The sequence below is a fragment of the Rhizobacter sp. genome, from assembly GCA_019635355.1.
Lineage (GTDB): Bacteria > Pseudomonadota > Gammaproteobacteria > Burkholderiales > Burkholderiaceae_C > Rhizobacter.
On record JAHBZQ010000001.1, the window covers coordinates 5,103,369 to 5,122,640 of the forward strand.

A 19,272-nucleotide genomic window follows, 5' to 3' on the forward strand; every position below is an offset into this window, starting at 1 on the left:
TGGATTTCTGAGCTTGATGCGCTCTAACGTTTGACATGAGAGGCGGCACAAGGGCGTAGCCCTTGTGACGTCCTCTCGATGGAAGGGTTAGGCATCGCTCTCGCGGCCTAAGGTTGCAGCGCGGTTCTTGTACCACTGATGCGCAGCCCATGCGACGCCGGCGATGGAGGCGAGCTCTATGAACATGCGTGAGTAGCTCGCGAACGAGCCCTGAAACTGCCTGAAGGCCAAGTGGAACACCACGGAGAGAACAACTAATACGACTAATGCCAGTAACCACGCGAAGTACGAATACCAACCCTTGCGGCTGAAGCCAGCGCCGATTTTTAAGTGATAGGCCGCTTGCCCAGCCCAAAGAGCAATGACAACAGACAGCGCGCCGCTTAGGTAGCCGTATGTGGTTTGAAAGGAGGTTATTTCTTCGTCGTAGCTGTACCTGCCGCCACCATGCGTGACGGTTGTTGGCTCATCAAGGTGGATAGATGAGGGAACGCCCAATGCTTCGCCTGCGGCGGTGAATGCAACGCCAACGGCAACCATGACAAAGAGGCCGATGAGCCACCCGAGTACCTTGCGCATTGCGATGCCTAACGTTTGACATGAGAGGCCAGGCCCGGCTTGCCGGGACTGGTCCTCTCGATGGAAGGGTTAGGCATCTCGATTGGAGCCGAAAGAGCAGGGCATCTATTCTTCATACAGATCGTCTTCAACTTGAAAACCGAACCTGTAGCCGCGGCTTAGGAGGCTTGTCACAAAGCGGTCAGTTACCACTTTGGGCAAGTCTTTTTTTGAGGGTCTTGCCCAGGTGAGATATGCAGCTGGAATCCAGGTGGTCGTCATCGCCGGTTGCCCGTCATAGAAGAACTTTTGGCTGTCAATGCTTCCGAGCTTGATGCGCTCCTTCCGGCTTAGTGGCTTCAGAGAGGATGCAAGTAGTTTGCATTCTTTGATGTGTTGCAGGCGCTGGGGTAGGGGGGTATTGGGAGGGGGGTTTAGGTAGGCCGTTACGGTCAAAGGTTCGACTTGCGACTCAGGCTCTTTGGTGAAGATGGATTGCACAACATCTAGAAGCTTCGCCATTCGAGCAGCAACCATATGGAAGGACGTCCTTGTGTCGTGCATGGGCTGGCTAAGATGCCTAACGTTTGACATGAGAGGCCCGACCCGGCTTGCCGGGGCGGGTCCTCTCGATGGAAGGGTTAGGTGGCGCCGCATTCGAGGAAGCAAGGCGCAGCCAGGCGAGCAACTCTAGCCGGCGTGTGCTTTCAGGGCATATCGGTTCGTGGCATGGCTCGGACAGTGCAGGGCGCCCACGACGGCTAAGCCCAAGGACTGACTGACGACGACTGCATCGAGTTGGCACGGTTATCTGCTCGAGGCTCAGAGAAACACATTGCGGTGGTGAACGCAGGCAGAACACTCTCTTGGATGGACCCCAAAGCCTGCCAAACGGGAGAAAGGCAATGACAGCCATCTTTGCAACTCGGCACGGCTTTGCCTTTAGCGCCGCCTAACGTTTGACATGAGAGGCTCGACCCGGCTTGCCGGGGCGAGTCCTCTCGATGGAAGGGTTAGGCGCCATTGTCTCAACCGGAAACCAGAAGACCAAAGCGGGAGTACTTCTTTATCGCCTCAAGTGCGGACATGATCTCTCTGCCGTTCTTCCTTACCCATCTCTTAGGGAAGCAGAGCTGGATGCATCCATTGTTTGGGTGAGGTTTGTCATCAGCAGTGAACAGCGGCTTGAGCCAGATGCTGGTTCGAAGCCACATCCTCACGAAGAAGTTCTTTCCTGCGAGCAAAGGTTGTCGGTCGTTCAGTGCAACCTCGAATGCATAAAACTCGATTGAACGGCCTATCGTCTCTTTAGATAGCGGCTCGTCTCGGAACGTGCGCCAGTCGCCGCCGTTGTACCGGATTCCTGGAACTGGGCTAACGAACGTGACATTGGCCCAGGGAATGTGGACTGCCCGGCGTGCAAACCATGGGACTAGCGATATGCCGGACTCTCCGAACTCAGCGCTTCCGCCCTCAATACGCAGCGTAACGATGCTCATGGCGCCTAACGTTTGACATGAGCTGCGTGACCCGGCTTGCCGGGGCACGTCAGCTCGATGGAAGGGTTAGGCGTCGGGTTTTTCGAGTACATGCCGTGCCTCGCAAACGAGCTACTTGGACAGGACGATGGTCACCAACGCAGATGAATCTTCGATGGCGACTACGCCATGCGATGCAGACCTTGCTAGGAGGACCATTTCTCCGGCTTCAAGCAAATGGCTCTGTGAGTTGACCGTGACATCGATGCGACCCTCGATGCACTGGATGGTGATCTCGCCCGCGACGCTATGTGGCGGAAGTGACTTTCCGGCCTGAAGCACGAGACGTATGACTTCAAGCTGCTCAGACTTGAAGAGCGCGGTGGTCTTTTGACTCCGAAGGCGCGGGCCCAATGGCCGAACGTCGATGAGCTGACCGGGAGTTGCGTGTGGGATTGCCATGTGCACAGTATGCGTCGCTGACGCTCCCTCCGACGCCTAACGTTTGACATGAGAGGCGCTTGGAGGCCGTAGGCCGGAAAGCGTCCTCTCGATGGAAGGGTTAGGCGCAGCACTCCGGAGTGCGCCTAAAAAAGGCCCAGAAACTTCTTTCTAGGAGGTCTGGCTTTCGTGGAGGCTGCCCAGCCTCCGATCAAGCGAAGTATGTCTTGTTCCGCCTCTTCATCGGACTGGATGTACGAGATGCTGTCTCCCGTGGCTTGGAAGGCAAAGCTGGCGTTTAGCTTGTAGCGACGCACGAATACCGACACTCTCAGTTCCGCGCTGTTTACTAAGCCGTAGTCGGTAATGACGGCGGTGGAGTCGCAGTCTGTAGGTTCACCTGATGCCTCGATTGCGGCAGACACTACCGACTGATGCTGTTCTGCTCCCCAACCCTTCACTACACAGCGAACTACCTTTGGTTCTCCACCGGACTTCAAACTTGCGAGGTAGAAGGCGTACTTTGAGATGGAGCCTTCTGGTGCCTCAGGAATAGTTGGCAGCATGCGGCCGAGGTGGCGACAGGTGACAAACAGTTTGTAGACGCTGTCGAGAATGGTGGGGTCGTCGAGTTTCAGCATGCGGCGCCTAACGTTTGACATGAGAGGCTCGACCCGGCTTGCCGGGGCGAGTCCTCTCGATGGAAGGGTTAGGCGGCCGTGATGTGAGCCTTGCCGCCGCTGGATTTCTAATGTCTTGGATCACCCTCGATGCTCTGAAGAAGGGATTCGAGGAAGTGCGTCATTCCGGTTGAACCGTTTGTTCCCATTCTGGACGCCTCGAGAACTTCCCTTATCGCCCGCGCAAACAGCTTGAACTCTTCTTCTTCGAGTTCGTCCGCTTGCAGCATGTCCATGCCAGCTTCATCGTGCGGCCACAGAACCTTGGTCAGAACTTCCGCGGCCCTGCCAGTCTTTGACTGAAGCTCACTTACAAGCCACGCGAAATCGACTGTTCGCAAGTCATGAGAGCAACCCTTTCTGATGACTACGGTTCCGGTCATTGCAAATCTCGCTTGATTCGGACGCCTAACGTTTGACATGAGAGGCGCTGACCGGCTTGCCGGGCAGTGTCCTCTCGATGGAAGGGTTAGAGCGCACTTCCCCGGGATGCAGGCCTGCAGCGGCTCGCATCGCAGCCAAGAGATCACGATGAACTTGGACGTGATTCGGACATTCTTTGCCTTGCCTGCGATCTGCGTATGTAGCAAGAAGAGCATCGGCGTGGCGGTATACATGCTCATTGCCTAGCAACTCAAGCACGTGAACTTGTGCCGCGAATGTTTTCTCTTCTGTATCGAAAGCTCCAATGGGAAACGGGCGAAGCTGCAGTTGCGTGTAGGTGCTTAGGAAATGTGCGTAAGCGACTCTACGAGCCAGCTTCAGCTCGTCTTCTTGGCTTGCAAGGCGATGCGATTGCGCAAGCGATCGGCTGGTGAACCATGTGAGAGCTACGCCGACTAGGACGCCAATCAGGCCGCTGGCGGCAGCGATTAATGCGGCTTGAATCTCTAGCGGCATATACGACCCCTCTGGTGGTAGATATGTTCGTGCGCTCTAACGTTTGACATGAGAGGCTCGACCCGGCTTGCCGGGGCGAGTCCTCTCGATGGAAGGGTTAGGCGCTGTGTCTACAAGAGGCCGAGGCATGAAGTAATTGCTCCTTCTTCTCGCATTGAAGCTGCCCTGCGGTCGAGTTTGTACGCTCCGGGAGACCAGCCTGGAACAACCCTCTTCCCGTTGTATTCCGCAATTACATCAATGTCGCTCTTCCTGTCGTGACAGGCGACCACGGGCAGGGCCTGGCCAGCGGGTAAGACAGCGACTACCGTTGGTCGATCTCCGATCTTGCCCACCAGAGTATTTGGATCGAGAAGAGGCAAGTCCCTTTGAGCGACAACTGAAATCACCTCGCCCGACCGCATGACATAGACCGTTGCTGCCAATGCCAACCCGCAGCAGAGGGTGACCAAAACAAGGGGCAACTTCATCGCTGCAGCGCCTAACGTTTGACATGAGAGGCATGACCCGGCTTGCCGGGGCATGTCCTCTCGATGGAAGGGTTAGGCGCCATTGTGCGGCCGAGAACTCTCCGGCTTGGCGGGGCGAGCGAAGGGCTCAACCAGATCTTGCTCAGCAGGGTGGTTTCTTGCTACGACCGCACGAGCAGGCTCCGTGGCACTGAGATTCACAGCCTCGTGTGGCACACCCGGCGGAACGAAAAGAAAGTCTCCGGCCTGGCTGACAACTTCGTTTTCGAGTGCGTGGCCCCATCGGGTAAGAACCTTTCCTTCTAGGACGTAGATGCCTGTCTCGTACCCAACGTGAATGTGCGGCTCGGCCTGTGCTCCTGGCGGAATGACTACCAGGTGCATGGAAAGGCCCGTAGCACCTACGGTGGAGCCAGAGATGCCAACGAAGTACGGCAAACGCTGCCGAGTCATGACTTCGCGATCTGGCCTGAGGCCTTGCACTTCGCCGGTAGCGTTGTTCATGGCATTTCCAATTCAGCGAGCGGCTTCTATGGCGCCTAACGTTTGACATGAGAGGCGGCGCAAGGGCGTAGCCCTTGTGACGTCCTCTCGATGGAAGGGTTAGGCATCGCTCGCCACACTCGAGGAGCTGATGCGAAGACCGCAACGCTTGCACAAGGTGACTTCTCGGCCCTGCTTGTCTTTGAAGGTCTCAAGTCGATGGCTGATTTGAGCGCAGTAGCGGCGTGCGTACCATCGTTCGACCGCGTGCTGGACGGGAAAGACGACCAGAAATGCAAAGAAGGCGGGGATGAAAGTGACGAACTCTGCCCAGTCATTTCCGAGGTGACGCGCGAGGAGAAAAGTGGCTTTGTACAAGCAGTAGCCGAGAAGGCAAAGAGCTGCAAAGCCCAACCACAAACCGTAGCTCTTACCTCTCTCTGCGATGGCCTTCTCTCTAAGCTGTGCAACCTGTGCTTTCGAGTCGGGTACCAGAGCTTCAAGCAGCGTCGCGCGCAAGCCTGGCTCTTGGAGGATGCGGAGGTATAGGGCCATACCGTCTGGCGGCTGTGAACCTGAGCGAGCTGCATCTGCATAGCGCGATGCCAGCAGATGGAATTCCTCTTCGTACTCCGCATAGCCAATCGTGCATACGTAGTCCACAAATCTGTGGCGGACTGGTATGTCGGCGGTTCGGTCGTACTTGGCATGTTCCATGCGATGCCTAACGTTTGACATGAGAGGCATGACCCGGCTTGCCGGGGCATGTCCTCTCGATGGAAGGGTTGGGCGTCATTCTTCGCCTAGAACCGATTGGCTTCAAGCCAGGCTGTGAAGGATGCAGCATTGGCTATGTATTCGCCTGTCTCGTGATCGGCGAACACAACCAGGGGCTCAGCATCTCCGGCTTTGACCCAGCAATAGAGATCACCGCATTGGTTGTCGGCAAAAGGGACGTATTTGTGCCCATCGACTTGAGGAAGGCTACTGACTATCTCGACCGGGCCTAAAACCTCATGTGAAATTCTTAGCTCACTCAAGCCGCCGAGCTTGACGAACTCGCGATAGCTCGCCGGGAACCTGAAGCCAAGCTCATCTTCTGCTGAGCGCAACTGCGACTCGCTGACTTGCTCAACTTCAGGGTCTCGCGCAGACCGACCGGACGAAAGGATTCGCTCGATTTCGCTAGGAGGATTCATGACGCCCAACGTTTGACATGAGAGGCGGCCGACGGGCGTAGCCCGTTGGACGTCCTCTCGATGGAAGGGTTAGAGCGCATTTTGGCTCCGACAGAACTGCTCGACCCACTCTGCTTGAGCGGTTGTGGCCGGCATGGAAAATCCTCTGCTGCGGCTGAGCAAGTGAAAGATGTTTTGGCTTGGTGCGCCCAGGAGGTGAAGAAGGCTACCTGCCACTACTCCGGTGCGACCGATACCCGCCCGGCAATGAATGGCGACTGCTTGGCCTTGCTGAAGGCGTGAATGCAGAACTACCAATAGCTCATAGAGCTTTTCGTGAGAACTTGGTACGCCCCAATCTTGGACGGGGAAGTGCAGGAACTCGATTTCTTGGCTCTCGCAGAGGCTTGTCTGGGCCTGTAGGTTTAAGTTTTCTATCTCGTGACTTTCGAGAAGCGAGACGACTACGCCAATGGACTCTTTGTGCCAGCCAGCAACTTCGTCTTTGAGTTGCTCCCCGCTTCGTGGCCGAGGCATCAGTGCGAGCCTATATGGCTCGATTCCTTGAACCCAATGAAGTTCTGGCCGCAGCACTTGAATGCGCTCTAACGTTTGACATGAGAGGCGGCGCCCGGCCTGCCGGGCGACGTCCTCTCGATGGAAGGGTTGGGCGGCGCTTGCCTCGATGGGGCAGGGCGCAGCCAGGCGATCAACTTTAGCCGGCGTGCGCTTTCAGGGCGCATCGGTTCGCAGCAAGCCTCGGCTGGTGCAGGGCGCCCACGCCGGCTAACCAACGGACTGACTGACGATGGCTGCATCGAGTGGGCACGGTGACTTGCAGAGTGCACAGACGAAAACATTGCGGTGGTGAACGCAGGCAGGAACTTGCTCTTCTTGCGATGAGGTACTGAACTGGCCATTGGTCTGCCACCGAATTTCTCGAAGGCGACATGCCTCGTCTTTAGTGCCGCTCAACGTTTGACATGAGAGGCTCGACCCGGCTTGCCGGGGCGAGTCCTCTCGATGGAAGGGTTAGGCGCCACTGTTGGCACCCCTAAGAACCTTGATTGGATCGAGCACGAAAGTGGCTGCTCGTGACTTCTCCAGAGAAAGCCGAATGGCCTCGGGGGATGCTTCTACTGGCTTCCAGTATTCGGCGGAGAACAGTCCGCATTCGATAAGTGTCGCGAGTTCCGAGAGCTTTCCGATGAACTGCTGCGGATTCCTGCGTGCGTCTATGCGTGCTGAAAGCTCTGCGCTTCCATCTTCATTGACCAAGACATCAATGCGATTTCCTTCTTCTAGGCCATAGAGAAACCAATCTTCCAGTACGACGGAGGGTTCTCCGAAGTGAGCCGCAAGCCAATCGCGGGCGTGGGCTACTTTCTGCGGCTGGATCGCTGGAAATTCGTGCCCGTCGGCAGTTTTCCATGGCATCGCTCCTCCCAGCGGGAAGAAGGAGAGATCGAATTGCCAGATAGCCATAAGCGAGCTGGTGGCGTCTAACGTTTGACATGAGAGGCTCGACCCGGCTTGCCGGGGCGAGTCCTCTCGATGGAAGGGTTAGGCCGCAACTTTAGTACTCGACTTCTTCGCATTGAAGCTTGCCCGATTTGCACTTCGGGCAAGTCTCCCCAGAGTTGAAATCCAGCTTTAGCGCGCTTTCGGCGTTGCACTCAGGGCAGGCTAGGGACTCAATCGGATAGTGCGCGTGACTGGGGGACTCTCCTTCTTGAACTTCGATCAAGATGCCTGTTGCCTCGCGCGTGACACGAAGTAGGACTTTGCGCTTCTTGGTCTTTGGATCGAAGGTCCTTACAAGCTTGTGAAGCTCGAGTACTTCCCCAATGTTTGGGCCCCAAGAACTTCTGGTGGGAAAGCAGAACTCAGTTGCACATGCGGAGCACATTACTGCGGCAGCACCTGCGTGATGCGAATGACCGCCGGAAAATGTGAAGTCACATACCTTGCACGTGCAGTAGTGGTCGTGTTGCATCGGCTTTGTTGCGGCCTAACGTGATATGGACATTAATCTGGGAAGCCAGATGTAGCCACAAGTGGCTAGATCTAGCCATTTGTGGATAGATGTGGAATCCATATCTATCCACCTTTAAAACTTGGCCGAAGCGTACCAGTGGGGGCAGTACAGCCGGCTGAGGAAGTTCACCGAGGCCCCCTGGCGACGCCTAACGTTTGACATGAGAGGCTCGACCCGGCTTGCCGGGGCGAGTCCTCTCGATGGAAGGGTTAGGCCTCGCGCGGAGTGGCACGCTTGACTCGCTTTGAAGCTCACATTGCGTCATGCGAATCTGAGACCTTCCGGTCGTACTTTGACAAGAACTCTTCCTTTGACTTTGATGTTCGCCACAGACGAGTGATGTACTCGAATTCTTGATCGAAAGGTCTTTGGAAGGGCTCAGTGTCGGTGGCGTATTCGCAATTTCTAGCAAGCATCACGAGCCAGCTCGGTTGACCGAGGTCGTAGAACAGGCGCCATAACTTTGGTTCGAGCGACACAACGTTCTCTTTACCTTCCTTGTATGCGTGGTACAGGTCAACAATCAGTTTTCCTGCTGCCAACTCATCGCTCAATGCCCCTGGCGCGATGTAGCGTTCGACGATCTGAAGGACAAGTGGATCGACTTCATCTGCTCGTGTTGCTGCGGCCAGCATGACGACATCGAGATCGTCGCCTTCTTCGTCGCGACGTAAACGCTCGATAGCCCAATCGATGCAATCCGTCCAGCTTGCATCTCCTGTGCGCATACGGAAGTGAAGTGCTTGCAGCTGCTCAACGGCATTCATCGCGAGGCCTAACGTTTGACATGAGAGGCGGCGCCCGGCCTGCCGGGTGACGTCCTCTCGATGGAAGGGTTGGGCGTCATTTCGCCTCTGGATTCTCTTGAGTTCGACGCCACCGTTTCGCTAAGGCGAACGCTCGATGACGAAATGCCTGAGGTAGGTTCTTTTCTTGCGACATTGTCTCTAGGGCCCCCGCAAGCGGCTCATTGATTGGAAGGCCACTCTCAAGCCAGGAAACCGCGAGTTCTGGCCAGTGAGACCCCCAAGAGGAAAGCGCGAATACAGCCAGCTTTTCTAGTGACACGCACTCGACTTCGCGAGTAGAAACTCCGGCCTCCACGAGCTTTGCGTGAAGCTGAGCCTTAACTTCATGCCACGGATGTTCGAGGAGCGGAAGCAAGGGCATGTAGCTGTGCCCTGACGTGACAGCTGAAAGCGTCTCTTGATTCGCTTTGAGGCGCAGACAGATCTCTTCGACGGACTGGCTCGGCATGGCTCTATGACGCCCAACGTTTGACATGAGAGGCGCTTGGAGGCCGCAGGCCGGAAAGCGTCCTCTCGATGGAAGGGTTGGGCATCACTATAGAGGAGGGTTTCAACAACTGCGAGCTACTGGCGAAGTGGGGCGGCGATGCCTTTGACATTGACTTTTCCAGTCGAGCCTCCTCCTCCAGGGCGACCGAAGCGCACGTTGTCTTGTGGCTCATTTAGAACCACTTTGCAGTTTATGTAGAGAAAGAAGCGAGTCTTGTCATCAACCGCTGCACCGCTTGTGCAGCCAGAGGCCGGTATCGGCGTGGGTCTACATGCTGGAGCGCGGCTGCATATTTCTCGTGCCACTGAACTGCATGCAGACCATCTCTCGGATTTCTCTGTGTAGCTGACGGAGCCATCTCGATTGCAAAGTTCTCTCATTGCGAGATAGCTTGCTGAATCATTTCCTTGCTCAACTGCTCCGTTGAAGCCGAGCCAAAGTTCTTCCGTAGAGTATTCAGAGATCGCCTTCGGACGGGCGGTGAATAAGAGGAAGGCGATTCCAAGGACAAGCCCAAGAGCAACGATAAGAGTGACCTTCACTGAACGGCGCATATTTACCTTTCTCCTCTCGAATTCGTGCTGTGAAGGCGCGGCTTGAGTGATGCCCAACGTTTGACATGAGAGGCACGACCCGGCTTGCCGGGGCGGGTCCTCTCGATGGAAGGGTTAGGCGGCGCAGCATTCGAGGAAGCAAGGCGCAGCCCGACGAGCAACTTTAGCCGGCGTGTGCTATCAGGGCACATCGGTTCGCGGCATAGCTTGGACGGTGCAGGGCGCCCACGACGGCTAAACCCAAGGACTGACTGACGACGACTGCATCGAGTTGGCACGGTCATCTGCTCGATGCTCAGGGAAACACATTGCGATGGCGAACGCAGGCAGAACACTCTCTTGGATGAGCCCCGAAGCCTGCCAAACGGGAGAAAGGCAATGACAGCCATCTTTGCAACTCGGCACGGCTTTACCTTTAGCGCCGCCTAACGTTTGACATGAGCTGCATGACCCGGCTTGCCGGGGCATGTCAGCTCGATGGAAGGGTTAGGCGTTCGCGAGCAACTTGGCCAGCATGTTTTTCTTGGCGGTGTTGGGTTTGTAAGGAACATACGCCTCCAGAGCAACTAAGAGTTCTGACCAATGATTGAGGAATGATTTGTCGGTTTGCAGCTTTGCTTTGCTTTCAGCCCACCGTTCCTCACATTCCACAAGCATGTTGCGAATCCGATGTGATTCGGACCAGCAGTTCGCGCAAAGCGAACGATGTTGATCAATGCTCGCCTTCTTTACCTCATACGTGTACTTCTGGTCTTGAGCAGTGAAGACACATTCCACTTTGCAACGCCAGCACTTGTACGGCTTGTCCTTGTACTCACGAGTGAAACCATACGAGACGGTTTGTTTGCTCTTGTCCGACCACTGCTCCGGGTCTGCCGTTACGGACGTTGGTCTGTCGCTCTGTTTCATACGAACGCCTAACGTGCTACATGAGAGGCGGCGCCCGGCCTGCCGGGCGACGTCCTCTCGATGGGCGGGTTATACGCAGCCCCAACGCCGAAGGCAAACGGGCTGCAGAGGGAAGAGGCAGCTCGAAGCTGAGCCAGCCTGCAGGAAGCAAAGGGCGGCCGCGACTGGCCACACCTTCCGGTGGGTGGCAAAGCACAGGCCAACTCTCGAACGCCGACCAGAGGCAGCGCGTTCAGCCGCGGTCCCGATGGGCGGCGCTCAGGTAGTGGCATGTCATGCCAGAGCGTGGCCGCCAAGTGGCGGCGCCGAGCTTTGAATGGCACGGACGACACGCTCATATGCTCCTAGCGAGGCGTATAACGTTTGACATGAGAGGCGGCGCAAGGGCGTAGCCCTTGTGACGTCCTCTCGATGGAAGGGTTAGGCGGCGCGCCGCGGCCTGCCTGTGACTTAGCAGCGCTGCACGGCCTGGCGCACATGGTGCCACCACTTCGGGCCTCTCGACAAAGCGAACGAGCCAAGCTGCCGTACCCGGCAGCGCCCATGGACTGACTGCCAGGCGCAGCACTGCGGCGCAGAGCGCCAACCACGAACACGGTTGAACCGGCCGTGCCTACTGAGCGAGCAGTGCGAGAAAGAGCTTGGCCTGAACGGTAGAGCCCAGCCTGACGAACAACGGCGGTTCTCACCTCGACGCTCCCAGCCGGAACTGAAAAACGGACCTTGGAACCTGCGGCGCGGTGCGAGGCCAGCCAAGGAATAAGCGAGCTTCAGCCGACTTGGTGGGACGCCTCGATGCCGGCGCTTGCGAATGCGGCTTTGAACGAAGGCTCAGTGGCAACAAGAACACTTCGCACCTCTCGCGATGCCTAACGTTTGACATGAGAGGCATGACCCGGCTTGCCGGGGCATGTCCTCTCGATGGAAGGGTTAGCCGTCGGCCTACTGCGTGAAAGCGAACGACCCGAGAACCTTTTCAAAGACGGGCGAAAGTTGTGCAAATGCTTGTTTTGCGGAGTTTTCGTCGGCTACTGAAACCCCGCAGTTGATGGACCAGATTTGACCCGGCGTGAGCGTCATTGCAATGATCTGTCGTCGCACATACTTTCCTTGAAGGTTTTCCATATCAGCGTCTATGACCCCTACCAGCGCTGGTATTGAGTTGATCGCTGCGCGTCGTGTTGAAAGCACCCGAATATTCGTTGCAACAGCGCCTATGTATCCGGCCCATGACGCTGAGTCAGTACCGAGTGCGCGAATCTCCGCGTTTAGCTCAGCTTGGGTCATGCGCTCAATTTCCTTGCTCCGCTTGGCGACGACGTTGCAGTTGCCCGCTCCGGACGGCGGGCTTGCGGAGAACCTGGTGTTTGGCGTTCTCTTCGGTGGTTGTACCCAGTGTGATGGATAGCTGATCCTGAAGCCGGCCGTTTGATCTGTGAACGTTGGCCAAAAGTTAGAGTTTGCCGAGTCAACATCCCGACCGAATGCAGGGCAAGCGGCTATGAGCAAGGCCACCTGTAAGCCCATCATCGTTCTATGAAATCTCGGCTTTTTACGACGCATGAATGCGAACTCCGACGGCTAACGTTTGACATGAGAGGCGGCGACCGGCTTGCCGGGCGACGTCCTCTCGATGGAAGGGTTAGGCAGCAGTGGTGGCACGGCATTCATACGGGTGCCTCCTTCTTGGCTCGGACCTTCACTCGAACTCTATGCCCACGGCCACCATGCGCGGTATAGAGAATAAGAAAAAGGTACCCGCGCTCTGCCTTGGCAACGATGTCTTCTGTCTGATCAGCGAGACCTATCCATTGCGCGCCAACTTCAAAGCGATACGGAATGCGCTGTGCTTGCGATGGCTCGTTGACTATGAATGCTTCCGTTGCCTTCTTGCGAGTGATGTAGGCGCACCACCAAGACTCAAAGTACATACCACCCAAGTTTGTGATCGTCGTTGGTTGATCTCCAACATTCATCGCGGTGATCGAGATGTACGTCTTGGGATCTGGGATGTGGCCGCCAAGAATCTTCATTCCGGTGGACGCTGACAAATCAACCTTGGGGCCAGACGCCAGCCACTTGTACGCATCCCAGCCCAAAACGAACGTTGAGATGATCGCCGCGTACGCGGCTATGCCTAGAGTGAGAAGTTCGTTCTGATTGAAGGTATAGGCCGCCATATGTTGGTCTCCCTGGTGCCCGGGACGCGATTCTGCTGCCTAACGTTTGACATGAGAGGCATGACCCGGCTTGCCGGGGCATGTCCTCTCGATGGAAGGGTTAGGCGTCGGCCCTTTTCTCCGGTATGAATACAACTTGGCCACCTTCTTCTTCCTTGTAGACGATAACGAACTTGCCGGGAACCGAACCGAGTTTCATGTCAGCGACCGCTGCATCGGTGATTCTTTCGCCTGACGAGTTGTCGATGTAGCTGACTAAACGAAACGGAACGAACTCTGTGAGGATTTCGTAGTGGACGTCAACAACGGCTCGTTTGACCGTGTGGAGCGAATTGGTCTCTTCGTCTCGGATAGTCAAGTCGGGTGTTGGGAAGATGATGGTCTTGACTCCATCAGGCGGTGGGGTGCTTTCATGCGGAATCTTCTTAAATTCGTTTCGTGCTGCAGCGATTAGAAGCTCCGGTTCGACCGGATTTCCAGTGGCCGTAAGTACCGTGTACTTGGATGGCAGAGATTCCAGATGTTCTTCTGGCTCGAAGAGCCAACTTACGTGCTTTACCTGCCTTGTGGTTCCTGTGACTCCGGAGGTTCCAAGCCAGTTAAAGGATTCGACATCGGTGAGGCCGAGAGTTCGAATGCCGAGGTGTTGAGCCTTGCTAAGAGCCGTCTTGGTAAATCCTCGGGAAGACACAACTACGCCTTGATGAATTCCCGTGTCTTGGCACTTTGCGAAGAAGGCTTCGATTTCATTGACGGTGACTTTGCGAGAGCGATCTCGGCATTCGGCTGCGATGCGAGTGATGTGATGCCCGCTAGATGCGATGAGAAGAACATCGTGTTCTCGTTGTTCACCAGTGACGCGGTCCTTGAGGAAGGCTGGCGACTCAACCCGAACCGCTCCTTGGTGGCCGAGCGCCTTCTCTAGCGACGCGACAAGTTTTTCAAGGTCTTTTCCCGGGCGAGAAGGATGGCTCATGCGCGATTCCGACGCCTAACGTTTGACATGAGAGGCATGACCCGGCTTGCCGGGGCATGTCCTCTCGATGGAAGGGTTAGGCGTCATTGTGAGCCTGCCCCTGGAATAGGCAGGAACGGGCCCCCTGCGCCCAATTGGATTTCGACGCGGTGCCGTATGTACTCATCAGCGTGAGATCTGGCGATAGAAATTGCCTTCTCTACGAGGGGCCTGCTTGCTTCCGGATACGACTCTGCGTCCAGGTTCAAGAGCGGAATGATCCGCTGGAGGACGTGTGTTTCGGGGTTTTCAACGAATTCGCGCAGAAGCTCTCCTCGGATTTCGTTTCGGAGGTCTGAAAGGTCTTCGGCTCTCGGGTTGTCGGTTGCCCAGTAGAACGCGCTGGCAGCTCCAGCCTTTTCTTCGTTCGTTCCTTCGCGTAGGTACCTGAGCAAACGGCGATTGACCTCCCCACTGCCCCATGAGCGAACGCAAGGTTCTATGTACATCCGATTCAGGCTGGGGTTCCGCTCATGAACACTGGCCTGAACGAAGGCGCTTAGTAGGCGCTTTGGGATTGGCTGTCTTTGGAACAGAAGGGCAACGAACTTCTTTCGTTTGAAATCGCCAAGCGCGGAAGACAGCCACTCCCAATCGGTGGGAGTGTTTCTTTGAACTCGTCTTCGCGCTTCTTCCATCGCCAAGTGGGCACCAGGGCCTGGCTGTGGAACCGCCTCTGACCAGCGTTTGTAGTACTCAAGCCACTCCATTTGTGGCGCCTAACGTTTGACATGAGAGGCCCGACCCGGCTTGCCGGGACGGGTCCTCTCGATGGAAGGGTTAGGCGCCAGTTTGCCCGAGTAGCCCAGCAATTTGCCAAGCACTGGAGCCCTGACTTCTACCGAGAACCGATATAGCCGGCCCTCGATGCCCTTGGAGGCGAGGGTAGTGGGAAGGATGGTTCTCGGAATTGGAATGCCAAAGAGACGGGTCTTTCGATGCTGCCAGTGCCAACCGCCATCTTTGACCTCTACGCCGAGCACCAGGCTTAGATGACTGGACTGCTCAAGCCAGTGGCCCGACGGATAGTGGCCAATAGGTTGGAACTTCGAATTGAACTGGCTTTGCCCATTGAAACTGCGGCCCCAGTGCAGAACTCCGGCTTTGCTTTGAATGCTGACCTGCAGATCGTGAGTGCCTGCGAGCACAGGCACGCCCATACGAGAAGCGAGGCGCCTACCGACAATGCCTGCGAGACCTTGGCCAAAGGACACCTCCACCGGCCCGTGCAGGATGCCGCCCTCTCGATGCAGACGCTGAAGTAGAGGATGAAGCTCGGTGAAGCCTTCCCCAAACCACTCTTCGACTACTGCGCTCATCTCGCCTTCTGGCGCCTAACGTTTGACATGAGAGGCATGACCCGGCTTGCCGGGGCATGTCCTCTCGATGGAAGGGTTAGCTTTCTTGTTGCACAACGACGTGCTTCTCATCCATGACCAATGCTTGAGGTGCTAGACCTTGATGCATTCGATCCTGAAAGAAATTTGAACCGATTCCGTCACTCCATTGCCCAACCGTATAGCTCTTAAGAAGCTCGACTTCCTTTGGCTTGAGCGGCCTTGTGAGTGAGTACTTTGTTTTGGCAATTAGCTGCTTCGACCTTGCATCGAATGCGAATGCGAGTGAGCCGCCTGAAATGCCAATGCCTGCGATGGCCTCCAGCTCGCCATCACCGATGTGATCGGAGAACACTTCTTCGTCGTACAGAAGTCCGTCAAGAGAACGCAGCGTGGCAACGTCTTCCACAAAGACTCCACTTTCCCCTGTCTCTGGATCAACTTGGTTGAAGTCAAAGACTCCGGCGGGATATGAAAAGGTGATGGTTGGCATGACGCTCTCAAGAAAGCTAACGTTTGACATGAGAGGCGGCGCCCGGCTTGCCGGGCGACGTCCTCTCGATGGAAGGGTTAGACGCCATCGCGCCCGAACACCGTGATGTCGCTGGACGTGGCAACGACAAGGCTTTGACCTGAGCGGGAGAAGCCGCAAGCTCGAAGCTCAGAGTCGCTGCCAATCTTATGGAAGCGACTTGTTTTGCCATACAGAGAGTCGTACAGAGAGGCAAATGGCTCTAGCAACAGAATCTCGTGAACTGGCCATTCGAGAGTGACCAATTCGATTGACCAACCGTCATCTGTTGCGGTGGGAAGACCGCCACCAGCAGGCCCCGAAATTCGAATCGCTTTGCCTTCGAGTGGGCCTATTCCTTCTGCTTCGAGAAGTCGTCCGTCTTCGTAGTACTCGCTGTCGTCGCGAGCTATCTTCTTCCCTGACTGGCAATCGATGACTCCACGGCCTGCGCTTGAGACGACAAGAAGAAGCTCGGAGTTTGGATCAAACCCGACAGCGCGTAAGCCGCCCACTGCGACCATGCTCACCTTGTGCCAAGGATTGGGTGGCTGAACGGTTTGAAGCGCGCGAAGTTCTTTGCGCAGCGGATCAAGGTGCTTTGTGTTCATGGCGTCTAACGTTTGACATGAGAGGCGGCGCCCGGCTTGCCGGGCGACGTCCTCTCGATGGAAGGGTTAGGCGCTTCCACACTTAGGCCCGCCATGAGATTAGTGGGGCCGCGATGAAGAAGCGGGATTCGATGCTGCGCAAGCTATGCGCAACCTCTCTGCGAACTCTGCTGCTTGTGCTTGCGTGAGACGTAGATCAATTGGAACGTCTTGCACAAGGAGCCTGGCGGCAACATTTCCATCCGGCAGTTTCTGCGCGTCGGAGGCACTCAGAATCATGAGATTCTGTAGCTCGGGCATCACGGCCCCGAGCGGTGTTTTGGACGTTCGATTCTTCGCGGCAACTTGACCGGCAGTGAGGATGGCAGTTAGCAAGCGGCTCATCTTTGAGTAGTGCAACGTGAACTCATGTTCGTCGCCTGACTTCTCAGCCAAGCCAAAGACGAGACTTTCCCCGTCTTCGGTGGCACCAAGGTACGCGACTGCATCAATCTCCACTGAAGACCTCCGTTGTTTTGGCTGAGCAGAGCAAGTAAGGCGGCATGGATTGAAGCGCCTAACGTGATATGGACATTAATCTGGGAAGCCAGATGTAGCCACAAGTGGATAGATCTAGCCATTTGTGGATAGATGTGGAATCCATATCTATCCACTTTTGAAACTTGGCCGAAGCGTACCAGTGGGGGCAGTACAGCCGGCTGAGGAAGTTCACCGAGGGCCCCTGGCGACGCCTAACGTTTGACATGAGAGGCCCGACCCGGCTTGCCGGGGCGGGTCCTCTCGATGGAAGGGTTAGGCGGCGCCGCATTCGAGGAAGCAAGGCGCAGCCAGACGAGCAACTTTAGCCGGCGTGTGGTTTCAGGGCGCATCGGTTCTCGGCATGGCTCGGATAGTGCAGGGCGCCCACGACGGCTAAACCCAAGGACTGACTGACGACGACTGCATCGAGTCAGCACGGTCATTCGCTCGATGCTCAGAGGAACACATTTCGGCAGTGAACGCAGGCAGAACAATCTCTTGGATGGGCCCGAGAGCCTGCCACATGGGGGAAGGGGAGTGCGAGCCATCTTTGCAACTCGGCTCGGCTTTGCCTTTAGCGCCGCCTAACGTTTGACATGAGAGGCGGCGCCCGGCTTGCCGGGCGACGTCCTCTCGATGGAAGGGTTAGGCGGCGCTGTGCAACCGCGCAGATTGATACCGGTCATGTGCTGTTTCCCTCTTTCTGACTCTTGTGTCTAGCGGCGCTTACTTCTCGACGCGGCTATCCGATATGAAACCCGAGCAGGTTCGCGACGACGAATAGCGCTAGCCCCGCCATCCAGGCAATTGGCAGAGCCCCGACCGTTAGAGCTGTTGCTGAGCGCTTGAATCGAACCGCCAGCGCAGATGTGATCAGGATGACCAGTAGGCCAAACAAAAAGAACTTCCACCAAGCATCTAGCGCAAGCGTTGAGAGGAACGCAAGTAGCACTACGTTCACCAACTGTATGAGTGCGATCTTCATGCAAGTGGGTGACTTCTTCGTTCTTTGGCTCAGAGAGGCTGATGGAGAGGGGTGCAGGGACTTCTACGAAATGTTCTGGCGACGCCTAACGTTTGACATGAGAGGCGTGACCCGGCTTGCCGGGGCACGTCCTCTCGATGGAAGGGTTGGGCGTCGCGCAGTTACGAACTTGCCTTGCGAATTCGTATTGCTTCTTCAACCGCATTTGAAAGATGCTCCGCTATCCATGCATAGCGTTCTTGGCTCGTACTGCCGCCTGGGTTGTAGCACTTCACCAGAGACGAGAGAGGCTTTTGGCTAGGGCCGTGCGTGATGTGATCAAACGGGTTGTCACCTGCAACGCAGGTTTCACCGAGTCGGTTCTTGAGTCCGTGAATGCGGATGCCGACCACGCCAAGCCCGTCGTTCCACGACTTGATGATCTCGTGGTTGATCCACTTTCGACGAGCAGTACCTTCGCCTACCAAAACAATGGTGCAGGTCCGGCCTTGCATTTGGCCGGAGATCCACTGTTTGATCTTTTCTTCATGGTTCGGCCCGTGAGCGATTGACTCCCAGTCGTTGTCTCTCGCGGGCTGGTTGCCTTCAATGGCACCGATCTGGCGAACGGTAGAAGCTCGCCAGTTGTCTGGCTCGTAGTGAAAGCTGTAGAAGCATCTGCGTGCCATGTGATTCCCTCACCGTTATGGTTAGCGAACAAGGTACATGAGGACAAGCATTACGGCCGCTAGGCCGCCGTAGTAGATGACCAGGGTTCTTGATGACATTGCGCCGAACCAGCTGTTTCTCGGATCATTGCTAAATGGGCGCGTATCCATAGAGAAGTCGATTTGCTTTTCATCAAGCTTCCGAACGTAATCGTAGAGCGCGCGAAATTTGCGCTCTTGGCTAAGAAAGTAGCCATCTAGGGACCAGAAGATGAATAGCGGAAAGTACGCAATCAGCACGTAGAACTTATTCGAGTCTTTGGCAGCGAGGGCGAAAAGCGCGGCGATCAGCGTAATGCTCCAACCTTTGAGAAGGAACAGGTTGCTTGCCATGCGGTTGATTGCGGTCTGTACGAAATCCAGGTGCTTGTGCTTGTCGGAGCTTGTGTCCATGAATGCCTCGCCTGGTTAACGTGACG

Annotated in this window: 23 protein-coding genes; all 23 read right to left on the bottom strand. The window is 56.1% G+C overall.

Annotated elements, in window-relative coordinates:
- Positions 1-87 precede the first annotated feature (87 nt).
- Entirely contained in the window at positions 88-579 is a 492-nt protein-coding gene (locus tag KF892_23845) for a hypothetical protein (protein ID MBX3628063.1), read from the bottom strand.
- 105 nt (positions 580-684) lie between these two features.
- Positions 685-1,080, bottom strand: coding sequence for a hypothetical protein (locus tag KF892_23850; GenBank protein ID MBX3628064.1), 396 nt, complete (start codon positions 1,078-1,080; stop codon positions 685-687).
- Between the two features lie 506 nt (positions 1,081-1,586).
- On the bottom strand, positions 1,587-2,057 hold the full coding sequence (locus KF892_23855) for a hypothetical protein (GenBank protein ID MBX3628065.1): 471 nt from the start codon (positions 2,055-2,057) through the stop codon (positions 1,587-1,589).
- A gap of 111 nt (positions 2,058-2,168) precedes the next feature.
- The gene (locus KF892_23860) at positions 2,169-2,498 is read right to left on the bottom strand and encodes a cupin domain-containing protein (GenBank protein MBX3628066.1); all 330 of its coding nucleotides are present in this window, start codon (positions 2,496-2,498) and stop codon (positions 2,169-2,171) included.
- 125 nt (positions 2,499-2,623) lie between these two features.
- Positions 2,624-3,118, bottom strand: coding sequence for a hypothetical protein (locus KF892_23865; GenBank protein MBX3628067.1), 495 nt, complete (start codon positions 3,116-3,118; stop codon positions 2,624-2,626).
- 107 nt (positions 3,119-3,225) lie between these two features.
- Complete coding sequence (locus KF892_23870) at positions 3,226-3,393, bottom strand: hypothetical protein (protein ID MBX3628068.1); 168 nt, start codon at positions 3,391-3,393, stop codon at positions 3,226-3,228.
- A 172-nt stretch (positions 3,394-3,565) separates the two neighbouring features.
- Positions 3,566-4,057, bottom strand: a complete 492-nt coding sequence (locus tag KF892_23875; protein ID MBX3628069.1) for a hypothetical protein — start codon at positions 4,055-4,057, stop codon at positions 3,566-3,568.
- 542 nt (positions 4,058-4,599) lie between these two features.
- On the bottom strand, positions 4,600-5,031 hold the full coding sequence (locus tag KF892_23880) for a cupin domain-containing protein (GenBank protein ID MBX3628070.1): 432 nt from the start codon (positions 5,029-5,031) through the stop codon (positions 4,600-4,602).
- Between the two features lie 99 nt (positions 5,032-5,130).
- Positions 5,131-5,727 carry a hypothetical protein gene (locus KF892_23885; protein MBX3628071.1) on the bottom strand — a complete coding sequence of 199 codons (597 nt, stop codon included), beginning with the start codon at positions 5,725-5,727 and terminating at the stop codon, positions 5,131-5,133.
- An 86-nt stretch (positions 5,728-5,813) separates the two neighbouring features.
- Positions 5,814-6,209: an SMI1/KNR4 family protein gene (locus tag KF892_23890; GenBank protein MBX3628072.1), complete on the bottom strand. Its 396-nt coding sequence runs from the start codon at positions 6,207-6,209 to the stop codon at positions 5,814-5,816.
- A gap of 69 nt (positions 6,210-6,278) precedes the next feature.
- Complete coding sequence (locus KF892_23895) at positions 6,279-6,725, bottom strand: tyrosine-protein phosphatase (GenBank protein MBX3628073.1); 447 nt, start codon at positions 6,723-6,725, stop codon at positions 6,279-6,281.
- Positions 6,726-7,220: 495 nt separating this feature from the next.
- A complete protein-coding gene (locus KF892_23900) occupies positions 7,221-7,673 on the bottom strand; it encodes a hypothetical protein (protein MBX3628074.1) in 453 nt (150 codons plus the stop codon).
- A gap of 804 nt (positions 7,674-8,477) precedes the next feature.
- On the bottom strand, positions 8,478-8,993 hold the full coding sequence (locus KF892_23905; GenBank protein ID MBX3628075.1) for a hypothetical protein: 516 nt from the start codon (positions 8,991-8,993) through the stop codon (positions 8,478-8,480).
- A 1,572-nt stretch (positions 8,994-10,565) separates the two neighbouring features.
- Positions 10,566-10,988 carry a zinc-ribbon domain containing protein gene (locus KF892_23910; GenBank protein MBX3628076.1) on the bottom strand — a complete coding sequence of 141 codons (423 nt, stop codon included), beginning with the start codon at positions 10,986-10,988 and terminating at the stop codon, positions 10,566-10,568.
- Between the two features lie 942 nt (positions 10,989-11,930).
- Positions 11,931-12,275, bottom strand: a complete 345-nt coding sequence (locus KF892_23915) for a hypothetical protein (GenBank protein MBX3628077.1) — start codon at positions 12,273-12,275, stop codon at positions 11,931-11,933.
- A gap of 380 nt (positions 12,276-12,655) precedes the next feature.
- Positions 12,656-13,168 carry a hypothetical protein gene (locus KF892_23920; GenBank protein MBX3628078.1) on the bottom strand — a complete coding sequence of 171 codons (513 nt, stop codon included), beginning with the start codon at positions 13,166-13,168 and terminating at the stop codon, positions 12,656-12,658.
- 100 nt (positions 13,169-13,268) lie between these two features.
- Positions 13,269-14,144: a restriction endonuclease gene (locus KF892_23925; GenBank protein MBX3628079.1), complete on the bottom strand. Its 876-nt coding sequence runs from the start codon at positions 14,142-14,144 to the stop codon at positions 13,269-13,271.
- 758 nt (positions 14,145-14,902) lie between these two features.
- A complete protein-coding gene (locus tag KF892_23930) occupies positions 14,903-15,502 on the bottom strand; it encodes a DUF4166 domain-containing protein (protein ID MBX3628080.1) in 600 nt (199 codons plus the stop codon).
- Between the two features lie 76 nt (positions 15,503-15,578).
- Positions 15,579-16,013, bottom strand: a complete 435-nt coding sequence (locus KF892_23935) for a hypothetical protein (GenBank protein ID MBX3628081.1) — start codon at positions 16,011-16,013, stop codon at positions 15,579-15,581.
- A gap of 77 nt (positions 16,014-16,090) precedes the next feature.
- A complete protein-coding gene (locus KF892_23940; GenBank protein ID MBX3628082.1) occupies positions 16,091-16,642 on the bottom strand; it encodes a hypothetical protein in 552 nt (183 codons plus the stop codon).
- 1,261 nt (positions 16,643-17,903) lie between these two features.
- Positions 17,904-18,146 carry a hypothetical protein gene (locus KF892_23945; protein MBX3628083.1) on the bottom strand — a complete coding sequence of 81 codons (243 nt, stop codon included), beginning with the start codon at positions 18,144-18,146 and terminating at the stop codon, positions 17,904-17,906.
- A 161-nt stretch (positions 18,147-18,307) separates the two neighbouring features.
- Entirely contained in the window at positions 18,308-18,814 is a 507-nt protein-coding gene (locus KF892_23950; GenBank protein ID MBX3628084.1) for a TIR domain-containing protein, read from the bottom strand.
- Between the two features lie 21 nt (positions 18,815-18,835).
- On the bottom strand, positions 18,836-19,246 hold the full coding sequence (locus KF892_23955; GenBank protein MBX3628085.1) for a hypothetical protein: 411 nt from the start codon (positions 19,244-19,246) through the stop codon (positions 18,836-18,838).
- Between the last annotated feature and the right edge of the window lie 26 nt (positions 19,247-19,272).

Bases quoted from the DNA above. Each gene is read 5' to 3' on its own strand.
- KF892_23845 (MBX3628063.1), bottom strand. From the start codon at position 579: ATGCGCAAGGTACTCGGGTGGCTCATCGGCCTCTTTGTCATGGTTGCC.
- KF892_23850 (MBX3628064.1), bottom strand. From the start codon at position 1,080: ATGGCGAAGCTTCTAGATGTTGTGCAATCCATCTTCACCAAAGAGCCT.
- KF892_23855 (MBX3628065.1), bottom strand. From the start codon at position 2,057: ATGAGCATCGTTACGCTGCGTATTGAGGGCGGAAGCGCTGAGTTCGGA.
- KF892_23860 (MBX3628066.1), bottom strand. From the start codon at position 2,498: ATGGCAATCCCACACGCAACTCCCGGTCAGCTCATCGACGTTCGGCCA.
- KF892_23865 (MBX3628067.1), bottom strand. From the start codon at position 3,118: ATGCTGAAACTCGACGACCCCACCATTCTCGACAGCGTCTACAAACTG.
- KF892_23870 (MBX3628068.1), bottom strand. From the start codon at position 3,393: ATGGACATGCTGCAAGCGGACGAACTCGAAGAAGAAGAGTTCAAGCTG.
- KF892_23875 (MBX3628069.1), bottom strand. From the start codon at position 4,057: ATGCCGCTAGAGATTCAAGCCGCATTAATCGCTGCCGCCAGCGGCCTG.
- KF892_23880 (MBX3628070.1), bottom strand. From the start codon at position 5,031: ATGAACAACGCTACCGGCGAAGTGCAAGGCCTCAGGCCAGATCGCGAA.
- KF892_23885 (MBX3628071.1), bottom strand. From the start codon at position 5,727: ATGGAACATGCCAAGTACGACCGAACCGCCGACATACCAGTCCGCCAC.
- KF892_23890 (MBX3628072.1), bottom strand. From the start codon at position 6,209: ATGAATCCTCCTAGCGAAATCGAGCGAATCCTTTCGTCCGGTCGGTCT.
- KF892_23895 (MBX3628073.1), bottom strand. From the start codon at position 6,725: ATGCCTCGGCCACGAAGCGGGGAGCAACTCAAAGACGAAGTTGCTGGC.
- KF892_23900 (MBX3628074.1), bottom strand. From the start codon at position 7,673: ATGGCTATCTGGCAATTCGATCTCTCCTTCTTCCCGCTGGGAGGAGCG.
- KF892_23905 (MBX3628075.1), bottom strand. From the start codon at position 8,993: ATGAATGCCGTTGAGCAGCTGCAAGCACTTCACTTCCGTATGCGCACA.
- KF892_23910 (MBX3628076.1), bottom strand. From the start codon at position 10,988: ATGAAACAGAGCGACAGACCAACGTCCGTAACGGCAGACCCGGAGCAG.
- KF892_23915 (MBX3628077.1), bottom strand. From the start codon at position 12,275: ATGACCCAAGCTGAGCTAAACGCGGAGATTCGCGCACTCGGTACTGAC.
- KF892_23920 (MBX3628078.1), bottom strand. From the start codon at position 13,168: ATGGCGGCCTATACCTTCAATCAGAACGAACTTCTCACTCTAGGCATA.
- KF892_23925 (MBX3628079.1), bottom strand. From the start codon at position 14,144: ATGAGCCATCCTTCTCGCCCGGGAAAAGACCTTGAAAAACTTGTCGCG.
- KF892_23930 (MBX3628080.1), bottom strand. From the start codon at position 15,502: ATGAGCGCAGTAGTCGAAGAGTGGTTTGGGGAAGGCTTCACCGAGCTT.
- KF892_23935 (MBX3628081.1), bottom strand. From the start codon at position 16,013: ATGCCAACCATCACCTTTTCATATCCCGCCGGAGTCTTTGACTTCAAC.
- KF892_23940 (MBX3628082.1), bottom strand. From the start codon at position 16,642: ATGAACACAAAGCACCTTGATCCGCTGCGCAAAGAACTTCGCGCGCTT.
- KF892_23945 (MBX3628083.1), bottom strand. From the start codon at position 18,146: ATGAAGATCGCACTCATACAGTTGGTGAACGTAGTGCTACTTGCGTTC.
- KF892_23950 (MBX3628084.1), bottom strand. From the start codon at position 18,814: ATGGCACGCAGATGCTTCTACAGCTTTCACTACGAGCCAGACAACTGG.
- KF892_23955 (MBX3628085.1), bottom strand. From the start codon at position 19,246: ATGGACACAAGCTCCGACAAGCACAAGCACCTGGATTTCGTACAGACC.